This is a genomic window from Microbulbifer sp. ABM4_008 (assembly GCF_056311705.1).
On record NZ_CM149970.1, the window covers coordinates 752,932 to 767,689 of the forward strand.

The following is a 14,758-nucleotide window of genomic DNA, read 5'->3' on the forward strand; positions in this document are numbered from 1 at the left end:
TCAAGTAGCCGTGTAAAAAGTATGCCTACTTGAATAACTACTGCAGATATGTCGCACTGTTGTTATCTCCCAGCTGGGTGACACTAATGGTATCGCTAAAGCCGGTCTGCGTTACCATTAGGAAATTGCTATTGCCATCTTGGGATAATGTAGCAATATCTGACGATCCACTTTGAGTCAGATCTATTTCGTTGAGATTGCCGCTCTGGTTAAGCGTGGCTGAAATACTGTCACCATCTTGGAGGGAATTAATCAGGTTGTCCTCACCATCTTGTGAGGCGTAAAGATCGGCGTTTAAGTTGGTTTGCTCCGCATTTATAGTGTTTAATTCACTCATTTGAATTATCTCAGCCGAGTGGTTGGAACCGGTCTGTGTCAATTCCGCATCATTGCCATTACCAATTTGGCTGATGGAGTAGTTATTATCAGATACAGATTGCAGGTTAACAAAAATGTCATTGTTATCACCTTGCTGTAGGTTGGAGCCGACACTGTTATTGGCATTGTCATCTGAGGAGCTAAAGGAATTGTCATTTCCATATTGCTCAACTGTAGTAAATTGATCAGAACTTTGGCTTCGTACGGTAAATCCTACATTAAAATTTCCCACTTGTGTTACTTGAACTGTAGTGTTTGAGCTGCCGTCATCATCTCCTCCTCCACCGCTATTATCGTCACCCATTTGAAAAACACTGATACTGCTATTGAAGCTATCCGTTTGACCCGATGTGCCGACGTTTCTATCGCCAATAGAAACTACATTCAGAAATGCCGAATCCATATTAGTCTGTCCCGATGAACCAATATTATCGGTGCCAATCATGGTAAATTGCATCGAGCTATTGGTAGAGTCTCTTTGCAGTGAACTGCCAACACTACTTGTGCCGCTAATAGTGTAAATCATTGAAGTATTAGAAGTATTTTCCTGTAAGGAACTACCTATATTGTCTGTTCCCGTAATGGTAAAACTCATTAAGGTACTCGTTGTATTTTCCTGAATAGAGCCACTACCATTATTGGTTCCCGTCATGGTATATATCATGGTGGTATTGGAAGTAGCTTCTTGTCTTGATCCGCCAAAATTATCAGTACCAATAAAGGTTTTCTGCATTACACTGTTGCTGGTTGATATTTGGTCCGTCCCTGCGTTGTTATTGTCACCTATCAAAGTAATGACGGCTGAAGAACTGCTGCTTCCATCTTGCTCACTATCTGCGGAATTGTTGTTGCCCTGCTGGGTTTGGATAATGGTTCCATTGCTGGTGGCATTGAATTGTATTGCCTCGGCATCGTTATTGTCTCCAATCTGTGTCTGCGAGATTAGACTGTCAGTGGCACCAGTTTGGTCCCCCATGGCCATATTTCCGGTTCCCTCTTGATTGACAATATAAGTATTGTCACCGTATGCAATACCGGAAATGGCTAACGCTAAGGCAGTGATTGCAAAGGCTGATGTTTTCATAAATGATTCCTTTCATTTAATTAGTTATGGATGGCGTTAAGAGCGGTAGATCTCTTGCTTCTATAAAGGTAATTAACGCATGAAACTTCTGTAGCCCAGTTAAATTTTAATGAGCGCTAGGTAAGAAGTTTAAAGGCCCAAAATAGTGAGGGAAGTAGTGAGAATGCTTGCTTGCACTGATCCCAAGCCATTTTTTGGCATTAATGCTTGGAGATGCCGAGGCCATGTTCATTTTTGCTTCGGTTAAAGTAAAATATTTATTCCTGTTTTTTTACCTGTATTGGGTGATTTTACTATTCATTTAATTTGCTCCTGTTTGGTTTGTCGGTTGATCAACCTATGGTGAAGTGATGAATGATCCCTACTTACGGTATCGCTTTTAGTATTGTTAATAAATAAGATAATTGGTATGAGATAAAAGCACTGAGATACTAGTAAAAAAGTCTGATTTATATAGTAATTTCATTGCAGATTTATATTTATGTTTGGAGTGGATGGAATATGGATGGTAAGAAGAAGCCCATATATGAGTATATGGGCTTCCATTAACTAGTTATTGTGTAAAAGTGGCACTATTGTTGTCACCCAACTGGGTAACATTGATGCTATCGCTAAATCCGGTTTGGGTAACACTTAGAAAGTTGTTGTTACCGTCCTGAGATAGAGTGGCAGTGTCCTGTTGTCCACTTTGGGTGAGATCTATTTCATTCAGGGTGCCTGCCTGACTTAGTGTTGCCATTTCACTGTCCCCATCCTGCAGTGAATTGATCAGGTTGTCCTCACCGTTTTGTAGAGCGTACAGATCGTTATCAAAGCTTTGTTGATCTGCATTTATCTCATTTAAATCACTCATCTGAATGATCTCAGCAGTGTGACTTGATCCAGACTGGGTAAGAAATACCATATTTCCATCACCGATCTGTGATATGTAATAGGCGTTATCAGATACCGTCTGTAATAGGGCAAGACTAGTATTGCCATTTCCTTGCTGTAGGACCGTTCCAATACTATTGCTTGAGTCAATGGTTGCATTATCAAATAGGTTACCGTCTCCAAACTGCTCATACGTAGTGCTTTGACTAAAGCTATTAAAACGACCAAGTCCACCTATATTTGAGCTCCCAATTTGAGTAATTGTGGCTGTATTATTCGCACTGCCAATCTGCTCTCCAGCGGCCGCAAGATTACTATCCCCGGTTTGAAAGATCATTATCGTAGTGCTTGAGCTGACATTCTGGGTGGTGCTAACAAGATTATCGTCACCATAACTTTCAGCTACTAAAGTTGCGGAATCGGAGTCTTGTTGTACAGAGGAGCCAAGATTATCGTCACCTACAAAGGTAAAGCTCATTGAACTGTTGGAAACATTATTCTGAACTGAAAAGCCAAGATTGTCATTGCCTTCCATGATGTATATTAATGAGGTATCAGAAGTGGCATCCTGTGAGCCGCCTCCAGAATTATTATTCCCTGTTACATCCAATTGCATGAAGGAATTGCTGGTTGATGTTTGCGTGGGATCCATATCATTGCCGTCACCAAAGATAATGACCTCAATGATGGAGTCAGTGGTGGCATCTTGAGTGGCATCTGAAGTGTTATTATCCCCTTCTTGAAATTGAATAATAGTGCCGTTGGTATTGCCATTAGACTGGGTGGCCTCAACATCATTATTATCCCCAATTTGAGTCTGTTCGATGAGGTTGTTAAATATAGAGGGATCACTTTGATCCCCTGAGGCTGTATTTCCCGTACCTTCTTGATAGAGAATATATTCATTGTCATCTGCATGAACCAGGCCACTTATGGCAAGGGATAGAGCGGTAACGGCTATAGGTAAGATCTTCACAAGTAACTCCTTTACTTCAACTCGCTATGGCGCTTTGATGGCGTCCACAGTACTTCCTGTACAACACAGGTGAAATCCATATCCAATCCCGTGTAATCGAACGTCGACCTACCATCCGTCGGGCATTGGAGGTTATTTGATCGGCCCTAAATGGTGAGAGAAGTAGTGAGACTGCTGACTTGCACTGGCTCCAAGCCATCGGCATTAATACCTGGCTATGCCGGGGCGGTGATCATTGGCGGCTTTATCTAAAAGGCTCAATGATTCCAAATTCTGGTGGGCATAAGTGCTCACCGTTTGTCATAGATATTTCTCCTCTGTAATCCGTTTGATTGGGCTCTCCAAAAGTCGAAATCCAGCTCGTTTCAGATATTGGAGCCTTGGAAAAAGTATTGACCATGAGACTCCTCAGGGGAATGAGATAAAAACACTGAAATACTGGGACTAAAGTCGGAAAATATCTGATATTTTTAGTGTGTTAGGATGTGGCTGCTGGGAGGAGGGTTGGATGATAGATTCTGGGAGATAGCTGTCTGAACATACAAATTTCTAGAGATAGGCACATGGCTTTACTGCAGAGAAATCGCGGTATTATTACCAATTTAAGTAGTGGTGATGCTATCGTTCATTCCTGCCTGCGTGGGCATTATTTAATTGTTGTTGCCGTTAAATTGTGTTGCTTCAACGTTATTATTATCACCAATCTGAGCTTGATTTATTAAGTTGTTAGTGGTTGTTTGTTCAATTTGATATTCAGTAGCAGTGTTGCCAGTTCTTACTTGGTTGATGAGTAAGTACTGTTCGCCAGGGCCTGATGACCATGATTGATCGAGAGAATGGTAATGGCTAAAGATAGCACCTTGATGGGAAAATCCTGTCAGTCTTTGATTTTTGATTTATAAGAATTGGAGAAGGGGCCCCGCTCAAGCCTGTCGATCAATCCTGATTGATCATCGGCTGATAGCTTTAAATACTTCTGCTACCGGATACTGCTTTTTGGGTTGATCGATCTGCTTAACATGGAATGAGGATTAGTGAGACTGCGGACTTACACTGACATCAAGCCATTGTTGTTGGCATTAATGCTTGTCTATGCCTGAGCTGGGACCTAATCAGAGTATTGCGGAAGAAAGTAATTCTGGATATAGGAGAAAAGCACCGAGATTCTAGTAATAAAGTTTATGAGAACCCCATTGGTTCTAGGCTGTTACTTGGTGTTGCCTGATAATTTGCGCTGCAGTTGGTCCTTCATTGGTCCAAGCTTATATATCCATTGCATAACTTGCAAAGTGTGAAGTTTGGCATTTATGGCAGCCTCAAAGACCCCGCTATCGCGATCACAGATTATTGGCTTAACAGCATTGTCGTTGGCAGTCTTTTTGGTGGCCAATGATTTTACGGCCTTCTCCGTCGCTATCCCTGCAATGGAAAAACACTTTAACGCAGATATCTCCACCCTTCAGTGGGTGATTAACGGTTATGCATTGGTGTTCGGGATTTTTATAGTTACTGGCGGGCGCTTGGCGGATATGTTTGGTCGGCGCCGGCTATTTTTTGTTGGAACCTCAATCTTCGTCTTTTTCTCAGTTTTGGGTGGTCTGGCCGTCAATGAATGGATGCTGCTGGGAAGCCGGGCATTAATGGGTGTTGGTGGTGCTCTGATGTGGCCCGCTGTGCTCGGCATGACCTATCAGATCATGCCTGATGACCGCGCCGGTCAGGCAGGCGGTTTGATAATGACGGTGTGTGGCTTTGCGAACTCTGTAGGGCCACTGTTGGGTGGTTTCTTTACAGATTTTCTTAGCTGGCGCTGGATTTTTTTTATTAACTTACCCATCGCTTTGGCGGCAATGTTGGTGGGCTGGAAAGTAATTGAGGATGATAAGCCCGATGAGAGCAATGAAAAGGTTGACTATTGGGGGATGGCCTCATTATCAATTAGCCTTTTGGCTTTAATGTTATCTCTGGATTTTGTTATCGATGTAGGATTTAGAAGTCCTTTAGTGATTGGACTTTTAGTAACATCGGTGATTTTCTTTTTGGTATTTGCCTGGGTTGAGCCTCATACTCGCTCTGACCCACTTATTCCCCCGGATGTAGCTACTAATTGGCGCTTTTTTTCTATCTGTCTGGTGACTTTGCTTCTATCGGTCACTTTTGTATCTATGTTGCTTTATATTCCTCAATTTTTAATTAAGGAGTTGAGCTATTCTGCAGTTTGGTCTGGTGCGGGTTTATTGCCGGTGATGATTACCTATGCGGTAGTCTCATATATAGCAGGGTGGTTATATGAATTTTTGGGGGCTCGCCTAATTTTAGCGGGAGCGGCACTCTTTTTAGGTTTGGGAATGTTTTTACTTTCTGGCCTAGTGGTTCGCGATCACTATCTGCACTTGGTACCGGGAATGCTCACTCTCGGTATAGGATTAGGCTTATATTTTCCTACGATAACGACTACTGCGGTTACGGTATTGGGGCCTGCCAGGGCAAGCTTGGCGGCGGCCTTAATTTATATGTTCCAAATTATCGGCGGTGCTATTGGTCTGGCGATGAATACAACGGTTGTTGCGATGGCTCCGGAATTATCTGAAGGTATTGATCGGGCATTTACTGTTAATGCGTGTTTGGCTGCTGCAGCACTGATTGTAAGTTTGCTGTTTGTGAAAGGGGATGTTTCCCAGAAAGAAAAAATCTGAGCAATAAATAATATGGTTTTTCTTAGCCTCTTTCTCTACTGTATGTATATCGCAGAATTGTTACTGCCAATCTGTGAAATGGAGATAGTAGCACCAAAACTCAATTGAATTACCTGGAGAAAGTTGTCTGTACCTAGTTGTAGTAGCTCTGCACTATTAAAGCTGCCGGTTTGAGTGAGATTGATAGTGTTTAGCTCACCCAGTTGAATGATGTCCGCATCATCAATATAACCAGACTGCGTTGAACTTACTTGATTCTGTAGGCCTTGTTGCAGCAACTGTAGTCTTGCACTAAAGCCATCTTGAATGGCTATTAATGTATTTTGATCAAATTCCTGGTCTATAGCTGCCTCAGAGGCTGATCCACTTTGACTAATATCAGCACTATTATCCGATCCACTTTGTGTGACAACACTACTGGCCCCTTCAATAGCGAGTTGTATTGACGTGGCGCTATTACTTGTTCCTGTTTGTGTTATCTCGGAAAAATTATTGATGTTTATCTGGTTGATTGTGGACCCGTTGTTTGTTCCACTTTGAGATGTAAAGGCCTGGTTGTTTTGAGCAAGATTAACAATTATAGAAGCGCGATTACTCTGTCCTTGCTGGATGGAACTGTTAAATCCCTGAATAGAGTTGCTTGTTTGGATGCTAGTAGCACTGGAATCTGTAAGTTGTACTATTGAGTTGGTATTAAAGGCGCCGTTAGTATTTGTTATCCGGGCAGTGTTGTTATTGCCAAATTGTTGAATTTGATTATTGGTTCCCAGAGACTGTATCAGGATAATTCTAGTATCAATATTCTGGCTTCCACTTTGGATAATACTGGCAGAGTTTGCTATGCCACTTTCTTTATCGATAATCTCAGCTCTATTAAAATTACCTAACTGGCTAATAGAGACATCACTAAGAGCAACATCATCTTGGATAGATTCCGAAAAATTTAGGGTTCCTATCTGCGAGATGTTAGCAGTTGTACCAGTGGAAAGGTTTTGTATGCTCGTAATTTGATTTAGGGATTGTTCCTGACTGATGCTTATAGTGCTAAACAGTGTACTTGTCTGTGAGGTTTCGGCCTTGTTGAGAACATTAAGCTGGGAGACTGATGTCGTGCTACCCAGGCTGCTGGATTGGACTGACATTAGCTCGTTTGATACGCCTCTCTGCAACTGGATAATAGATCCTTCAGTATTGCCGTTGGATTGCTGAGCCACCACATTATTAAATTCACCATCTTGTGTTTGCATGATGAGATTGTTAATGATGGTTGGGTCGCTTTGGTCCCCTATAGCCCGATTGCCAATACCCTGTTGTGACAGGATATAAGTGTTGGTTGCGAGGGCCTGGCAGCAGAATAGTAAGGTTGATGCCGCGATAAGATAGCCTGGTATGAGCATAATTCCTCCACTGCACAGGCTGGCGTAAATCTTTAACTTAGGCTGTATCTTGCCGGCACTGGGCACCGTGTAATGATTGCCATATAAAATTATGGTGAAAATATAATGGTTTGTATATGAGAGATAAGTACTGAATTACTAGGGAAATAGGTTCAAGCTTTATTCCTGGTTGAGTGTTTGTTTATTGGTGGCTCCGTGTATGTTTCTGTAAATGGAAGTGCTTCCCAATTTGAGTAAACTTGTGAGATACTTCAAGTCCACTTCACCTTTGCCCAGTTTTTCCTGAAAATAGAAATAACCCTATAAAACGTGTGGTTTTTTCAGGTTATCTACACAAAAAAAGATCCTTCATCCCAGTTAGATTAATTCACAGACTGCTCATTTTTTTGTTAACTATTTTTGTTAATTGAGTGAGAATAGGGCTCTTTCCCAATCCCTGGAAATGGAATCTCGGGCGATATCCCGCACTGATGCGGATGACTGAAAAGTCGGCGCTTTCGCCTAGGTTGTGGCGCCGCCGGACAGATAAACCCCTGTGTCCTGCTTTTTATAGGACGCCTTTGATTCTCCAAGCAAAGCAGGCCTGTCGGGGTGGTCTTGTACTGCGAATTATTTGTGTAGGGAGCCTGGTGTTCCCGTAGTTGGTAAGGAGAATGGATTTTGATACCTATCGTTGACCGCGCGCGCGCGGAGTCTATTGCACCTATTTGGCGTATGCCGTTTCGCCCTTTTTTCTGGGGAGCTGCTCTGTGGAGTATGGTTGCCCTGGTTATCTGGCAGGGGCAGTTATTCGGTTGGCAGATGCCGGCTTTTCGCATGGGGGTAGTCTGGCACTCCCATGAGATGCTGTTTGGGTTCGCGGCTACCGTTGTTGTGGGTTTTCTCGGCACGGCCATGCAAACCTGGACTGGTATCCCCTCGCCAAAGGGAACCCAACTTATTGCTTTGGTCGGCCTGTGGCTCTTGGCCCGTTTGGGTTACCTGTTGGCGGCGGTTCCTATTTGGATGCCGGTGATTGCTGAAGTCTCCTTTTTCCTGTTCTCAGCGTTTTTGCTCGGAGCCAGGGTGTTGCGAACCAAGCAGTGGCGAAATATGTTTGTATTGCCTGCGATGCTGATGTTTGCCGCATTGTCCGCTAGCCACTGGTTGCTGCCAGGGGCACAGAGCCGAATCGCCTTGCTGGCTTTGCTGTTGGTGACGGCGATTATTCTGATAATCGGCGGGCGGGTTATACCCTTCTTTACGGCGCGCCGCTTTCACTTGAGCCCAAGAGATAAGATACCGGCTGTAGAGTGGGGTACCCATATTGCTGCGGTGGGCTTGTTGCTATCGGTGGCTGTTGGTTTGCCGCAAATGGTTTGGGCCTTTTTTGCGGTCTCTCTGGGTATTTTGCAGGTGATCCGGGTGGTGCGCTGGCACCCTACAAAAATATGGGCAGAACCGATGGTTTGGTCTCTGCATGTGAGCTACTGGTTGGTTATTTTGGGGTGTTTTCTCGCGGCTCTGGCCTGGAGCCAAATTGCCCCTTCCTGGCAGAGTCCCGCCTTGCACGCATTTGCCGTTGGCGGTATCGGCGGATTGATCTTGTCTATGACCAGTCGCGTCAGTCTCGGCCACACAGGTCGGATATTGAAGGCGCCGCGCTTGATGCCCCTGGCTTTTATGGCCCTGGCGTTATCTGCTCTCGCACGTGTGTTTTGGGCACCCGCCCCGAGTGGTTTGCTCGCAGCAATTATTGCCTGGGTAGTCGGTTACACGCTTTTCTTACTGTATTACACCCCGGTGCTTTTCCAGCCGCGCGTTGACGGTCATCCCGGCTAATTCTCTCTATGTGATCTTCAGTTGCTGCTAGAAACCTTATCATCGCAGCAACTGTGGTCGAGTAAAGCCATCATTAACTGGTCTATTCAGAGTCCGCACTAGCTACCTGGGGTAGTTTGTCTACTTTAGGTACTGTTTCCAGTTCCCGGTCCCACTCGGCTTTACTGGCCATAAAGATATGGGCATTAGGCCTTACATCTATTGGGCGATCCAGACTGCCAGCAGGAACCGCTAAGAGGCCAATTTCAGGATCTTCTCGTGGCACTGCGGAACCGCATTGATTGCAAAAGCTTTTGCTGTGCCTCGTCCCTGCCAGCTTAAATGTTTTGACTTGTTCTGCACCGGATAGCCATTCAAGTTTCGCTGATGCGAAGAATAGGTTTGCTGCATGGGCTGAACCGGTATCTTTGCGGCAGTAACTACAGTGGCAGAGAAAGAAGCCGCCAAAGTCACCTTCAATTTCGAAGTTAATAGTGCCACATAGGCACGATCCTTTTTGTTCCATTGCTCAATGCTCCTCTGTTTAGTTGTACTTATCGTAATTAGGGGAAACTGTGATTTATTTTGGAAATCCCGGCGTTGGGGTATCAAACCCGTATGGTCCCGCTCAAATAGGGTACTGCTTTGCCTGAGATAATGACCCTGTCCCCGGCGATGGTGCAATTCAGCAGGCCGCCGCGCTTGGAGGCTTGATAGGCGATCAGCTCTTTCTTATCCAGAATTTGTGACCAGTAAGGGGCGAGCCCTGTGTGAATAGAACCGGTCACCGGATCTTCGGCCCCACCATTGGATGGCCAGAAGTATCGGGAGATAAAATTGTACTTATCGGATTTTGCCGTAACGACCACATCGTAGGGGGCGAGCTTTCGCAGGCTGCTCGCATCCTGCTGCACATCCAAAACGTCTCGCTCACTATCGTAGATGGCAAAGTAAGCTTGGTTGTTAAGTAACACCTGGCTTGGTGTTATTGAAAGCCCCTCCAGTAATTCCGGCGGTATGCGATCTATGGGTTGTGGCTCCCTTCGTGGGAAGTCCATGGAAATAATTCCATTTTCCCCTCGGCTTATTGTCATTTTGCCCACAGCGGCAGCATGGAGCTGGAGTTGCTCACATTGAGGGTCTTGAGAAAAAAGAACATGGGCTGACGCCAGGGTGGCATGACCACAAAAATCAATTTCCGTTAACGGTGAAAACCAGCGAATTCCATAACTGGTATCCGGGCGTTTTACCAGGAACGCGGTTTCGGAAAGATTATTTTCTGCAGCGATGGACTGCATTAAATTTTCATCCAGCCAATCCTCAGTAACAACAACTCCGGCTGAATTTCCGTGAAAGACTTTGTCGGTAAAGGCGTTAATGAAATGAATTTTAAGTTCCATATTTGAACTCCATGGTGCTCCAGCTTTTCAGAAGCGCTGATGGCGGGCGTGATATTTTATACCCCTAAAGTTCACCAATTTATACCTCTGTAGAGCGGCTTGGGATTGGCTTTAACCTGATCTGGATCAGTTTATCCCGGATGTGAGTCACTAGAGTGACTTGTATTTGTTGCGTGCAGATCAGGGGTGTGAAAATGACGGAGTCTGATGTAGCTATCGTAGGTGCTGGACCGGCGGGACTTTCCTTGGCGGTGATGCTCGCCCGCAAAGGGTGTCAGGTGGCAATTATTGAGCGCCAGGATAAGTCGGCGCTGTCCGCTCCCGTTGACGATGGCCGCGAGATTGCCCTGACACATAAATCCTACAAGCTGCTGCAAGAACTGGGGGCTTGGCAGAGATTATCCCCGGAAGAGATTAGTCCGCTAAATGCTGCCGAAGTAGTCGACGGCAATTCCCCTTCGACACTCCACTTTAGCCCGGGAGAGAGGGGGCCTCTGGGTTTTATTGTCTCCAACTCTGCAATCCGGCGAATCTTATATGAGGCAGTTTTGGAGACTGAGAATATAACGCTGCTCGATAACTCGACCGTTACCGGGATGACATTGAGTGGCGCTATGCGTCATCTTGAGTTGGCAGAGGGGGAGGGCGTGCGCGCTTCCCTGGTGGTTGCAGCCGACAGCCGTTTTTCTGAAGTGCGACGCATGGCGGGAATTGGCGCCGATATGCGCGACTTTGGCCGAGTGGCGATTGTCGGCCCTGTACGCACCGAATTACCCCACGATGGTATTGCCCGGGAGTGTTTCCGCTACGGCTCGACACTGGCGCTGTTGCCTTTGCCCAAGGCAAATATTTCATCGGCCGTGGTTACTGTTCCCGCCAGCCTCTCTGCCCAGATTATGGCGATGGGTAATGAAGAGTTTGCCGGGCACGTATCCCGCGAAAGCGCGTCCCAGCTCGGCGGTGTCGAAGCTTTTGGTGAGCGCCACTGTTATCCATTGGTTGCGGTCTATGCACATCACTTTTTCACTGAGCGCTTTGCCTTGGTGGGAGATGCTGCTGTGGGGATGCATCCAGTGACCGCACATGGATTTAATTTGGGCTTGGCCGGTGCGGATACTTTGGCCCGTCAACTGGATAGTGTTAGCCGTCTATATAACCCGGCCAAGCTGACTCGGGCCCTGGCCCGTTACCAGATGCTGCACCGGGTTGAATCCAAGCCGATTTACTCTGGAACTAATAGGGTGGTGGATTTGTTTACTGACGATCGCCTGCCGGCCAAGTTGCTGCGCAAAATGGTGTTGCGAGTCAGTGATCGCTTTCCCCCAATTCGAAAAGCAATAGTGCACCAGTTAACTCGCTAGCTTATCCAGAGGCTTGTTAAGAGAGTTTTGCTCTTCGTTCTTTTTATAAAAAGTACTTGTGCAAGAAAGAAGACGGTATATGAAGGTGGCCTGCTTGCGGGATTTTCTTCCTTTTCTATACTGATTTGCGAGATGGTAGAGACGGCTTTAACCCCCCGGTGAAAACAAATGCCAATTACGGCTTGACTCACCGGGTCAGCACCAATAGAATGCGCAGCCTCTTGAGTGGTTGGGCTGGTCCCGCCGCAGGGAAACAAAGATCAACCAGGCTTTGTTTCTTGGAGTTGTTGCGGGGTGGAGCAGCCTGGTAGCTCGTCGGGCTCATAACCCGAAGGTCGTAGGTTCAAATCCTGCCCCCGCTACCAATTTTACCTTCGGGTAAAATATTTGATTGCGCATTTGTTGTTGCGGGGTGGAGCAGCCTGGTAGCTCGTCGGGCTCATAACCCGAAGGTCGTAGGTTCAAATCCTGCCCCCGCTACCAACTTTCCTTAGGGAAACTTTGATTGCGCTTTCGTTGTTGCGGGGTGGAGCAGCCTGGTAGCTCGTCGGGCTCATAACCCGAAGGTCGTAGGTTCAAATCCTGCCCCCGCTACCAAATTTTGCATTCGTGCACACTGACTGCACGAATGTGCGGTCAAAGCCCCGTCAGGGGCTTTTTCGTATCTGCAAGAAAAGTTGCAGATATTTTTCGAAGTGGGCCGTAGGCCCATTTTTTGTATGTGGTGACGAGAATGGCGAGCAAACGCGAATTGCTGGAAGAGCTTCTGGCGCCGGTGGTGGCATCGCTGGGGTGTGAGTTGTGGGGTATTGAGTACCAAACCCACGGTCGCAACGCGCTGCTGCGCATTTATATCGACTCCGAAAACGGTATTTCCGTTGAGGATTGCGAGAAAGTGAGCCGCCAATCCAGTGCTGTACTGGATGTGGAAGATCCCATCAGTAGTAAGTACACACTTGAAGTCTCTTCCCCAGGGCTCGACCGCCCTCTTTATAAGCTGGCCCAGTACGAGCGCTTTATCGGCGCCCAGATTGAAGTTCGCCTGCGTATGCCTCTGGATGGGCAGCGTAAGTGGCGCGGACTGCTGGCCGGTGTAGAGGGTGATGAAGTGGTTCTGCGTGTAGATAGTGAAAACGAATACCTTTTGCCGATCGACAGTATCGAAAAAGCAAATATCATTCCCCAATTTACCAAATAACCTGTAGGAGCCTGAGCTCAGGCGATTTTGAGGCACAGTTGCATGAACAAAGAGATCTTGCTGGTAGCCGAGGCGGTATCCAACGAGAAGGGCGTTGACCAGGAGATTATTTTCCAGGCCATCGAAGCGGCATTGGCAACGGCCACGAAGAAGCGCTACGACGAAGATTCAACCATTGAGGTTATCATTGATCGTCGTTCAGGCGATTACGAGACTTTCCGCAGCTGGGAAGTGGTCGGTGATGAAGTTTTGGCTGAGTTGGGTACCCAGTTCACCCTGGAAGAAGCCCACGAAAAAGATGCTGACCTGAAAGCAGGTGACGTTTTCCGCGAGCAGGTGGAAAATGTAGAATTTGGACGCATCGCCGCACAGACCGCAAAGCAGGTCATCGTACAAAAGGTACGTGAAGCCGAGCGCGCCAAAGTTGTAGACGAGTACCGCGATCGCGTTGGCGAAATGGTTAGCGGCACTGTGAAGAAGGTGACCCGCGACTTTATCGCTGTAGACCTGGGTAATAATGCCGAAGCGCGCCTGCCCCGCGATCAGCTGGTTGGTCGCGAAATTTTCCGACTCGGTGATCGCGTGCGCGCAATCCTGTTGGAAATCCAACCGGAAGCCCGCGGCCCCCAGCTGATGCTGAGCCGCTCCTGCCCGGAAATGATTGTCGAATTGTTCCGCATTGAAGTGCCGGAAATTTCCGAGCAGGTAATCGAAATTAAAGGCGCGGCCCGCGATCCCGGGCTGCGTGCAAAAATCGCTGTAAATACCAACGACGGTCGCATCGACCCGGTGGGTGCTTGTGTGGGCATGCGCGGCGCGCGTGTTCAGGCGGTATCCAACGAGCTGTCTGGTGAGCGCGTAGATATCGTTCTGTGGGACGAAAACCCCGCTCAGTTCGTTATCAATGCGATGGCGCCAGCAGAAATTGAATCCATCGTGGTCGACGAAGACACCGGTTCTATGGATGTAGCCGTGGCAGAGGAAAACCTCGCAATGGCTATCGGCCGCAGCGGCCAGAATGTACGCTTGGCCTCCGAGCTGACCCAGTGGCAGATCAATGTCATGAGCAGTGATGAGTGGCAGAGCAAGCAGGAAGCCGAGTCCAGCTCCATCATGCAGGTGTTTATGGATCGTCTGGATATCGATGAAGACGTTGCTGGTGTGCTGGTTGAAGAGGGCTTTGCCTCTCTTGAAGAAGTAGCTTATGTACCCATCGAAGAGATGCTCGCAATTGAGGGCTTCGATGAGGATATCGCTGAGGAGCTGCGCGCCCGCGCCAAGGACACCCTGTTGACCCAAGCGCTGGCATCTGAAGAGAAGCTGGATGCATCTGAGCCCCAGGAAGACCTTTTGAATATGGACGGTATGGAGCGCCAGCTGGCATTCCAACTGGCCAGCCGTGGTATTTCCACGATGGAAGACCTGGCAGAGCAGGCTGTCGATGACCTGCTGGATATCGAAGGTCTCGACCAGGAGCGCGCTGCAGCGCTGATTATGAAGGCGCGTGAGCCCTGGTTTGCCGATGACAGCGGCGAAGAAGCTTAAATGCAGCGAAAAATAACTTACGTATAAGTAACCCCCTCCGACCAAGTGAC

10 protein-coding genes and 3 tRNA genes are annotated in these 14,758 nt (G+C 47.1%); 8 read left to right on the top strand and 5 right to left on the bottom strand.

Features of this window, described 5'->3' with window-relative positions; translation table 11 throughout:
• Nucleotides 1-37: 37 nt before the first annotated feature.
• Nucleotides 38-1,462, bottom strand: a complete 1,425-nt coding sequence (locus ACYX4J_RS03230) for a hypothetical protein (protein ID WP_475709477.1) — start codon at nt 1,460-1,462, stop codon at nt 38-40.
• Nucleotides 1,463-2,015: 553 nt separating this feature from the next.
• A complete protein-coding gene (locus tag ACYX4J_RS03235) occupies nt 2,016-3,311 on the bottom strand; it encodes a hypothetical protein (protein WP_476177897.1) in 1,296 nt (431 codons plus the stop codon).
• Between the two features lie 1,307 nt (nt 3,312-4,618).
• Here ACYX4J_RS03235 and ACYX4J_RS03240 point away from each other — a divergent pair.
• Nucleotides 4,619-6,007, top strand: a complete 1,389-nt coding sequence (locus ACYX4J_RS03240; protein WP_444934079.1) for an MFS transporter — start codon at nt 4,619-4,621, stop codon at nt 6,005-6,007.
• 35 nt (nt 6,008-6,042) lie between these two features.
• On the opposite strand, the gene ACYX4J_RS03245 is transcribed toward ACYX4J_RS03240, so the two are convergent.
• The gene (locus ACYX4J_RS03245) at nt 6,043-7,254 is read right to left on the bottom strand and encodes a hypothetical protein (protein WP_444907372.1); all 1,212 of its coding nucleotides are present in this window, start codon (nt 7,252-7,254) and stop codon (nt 6,043-6,045) included.
• An 810-nt stretch (nt 7,255-8,064) separates the two neighbouring features.
• On the opposite strand from ACYX4J_RS03245, the gene ACYX4J_RS03250 reads away from it, so the two are divergent.
• A complete protein-coding gene (locus ACYX4J_RS03250; RefSeq protein WP_444907373.1) occupies nt 8,065-9,225 on the top strand; it encodes an NnrS family protein in 1,161 nt (386 codons plus the stop codon).
• An 82-nt stretch (nt 9,226-9,307) separates the two neighbouring features.
• Here the strand turns inward: ACYX4J_RS03250 and ACYX4J_RS03255 are convergent, their stop codons facing one another.
• Nucleotides 9,308-9,730 (bottom strand): GFA family protein, encoded by a 423-nt coding sequence (locus ACYX4J_RS03255; protein WP_444896197.1) that lies wholly within the window; start codon nt 9,728-9,730, stop codon nt 9,308-9,310.
• Nucleotides 9,731-9,812: 82 nt separating this feature from the next.
• On the bottom strand, nt 9,813-10,604 hold the full coding sequence (locus tag ACYX4J_RS03260) for a PhzF family phenazine biosynthesis protein (RefSeq protein ID WP_476177898.1): 792 nt from the start codon (nt 10,602-10,604) through the stop codon (nt 9,813-9,815).
• Between the two features lie 194 nt (nt 10,605-10,798).
• Between ACYX4J_RS03260 and ubiM the strand changes: the two genes are divergently transcribed.
• The 6 genes from ubiM to nusA all read left to right on the top strand — a co-directional run bounded on the left by ubiM (nt 10,799) and on the right by nusA (nt 14,708).
• Complete coding sequence (ubiM, locus tag ACYX4J_RS03265; RefSeq protein WP_476177899.1) at nt 10,799-11,965, top strand: 5-demethoxyubiquinol-8 5-hydroxylase UbiM; 1,167 nt, start codon at nt 10,799-10,801, stop codon at nt 11,963-11,965.
• 288 nt (nt 11,966-12,253) lie between these two features.
• Nucleotides 12,254-12,330: transfer RNA gene (locus ACYX4J_RS03270), tRNA-Met, on the top strand.
• A gap of 41 nt (nt 12,331-12,371) precedes the next feature.
• A tRNA-Met gene (locus tag ACYX4J_RS03275) sits at nt 12,372-12,448 on the top strand.
• A 37-nt stretch (nt 12,449-12,485) separates the two neighbouring features.
• Nucleotides 12,486-12,562, top strand: a tRNA-Met gene (locus ACYX4J_RS03280).
• Nucleotides 12,563-12,698: 136 nt separating this feature from the next.
• A complete protein-coding gene (gene rimP, locus ACYX4J_RS03285) occupies nt 12,699-13,163 on the top strand; it encodes a ribosome maturation factor RimP (protein WP_108734364.1) in 465 nt (154 codons plus the stop codon).
• A 42-nt stretch (nt 13,164-13,205) separates the two neighbouring features.
• Complete coding sequence (gene nusA / locus ACYX4J_RS03290; protein WP_413663186.1) at nt 13,206-14,708, top strand: transcription termination factor NusA; 1,503 nt, start codon at nt 13,206-13,208, stop codon at nt 14,706-14,708.
• Nucleotides 14,709-14,758: the final 50 nt, after the last annotated feature.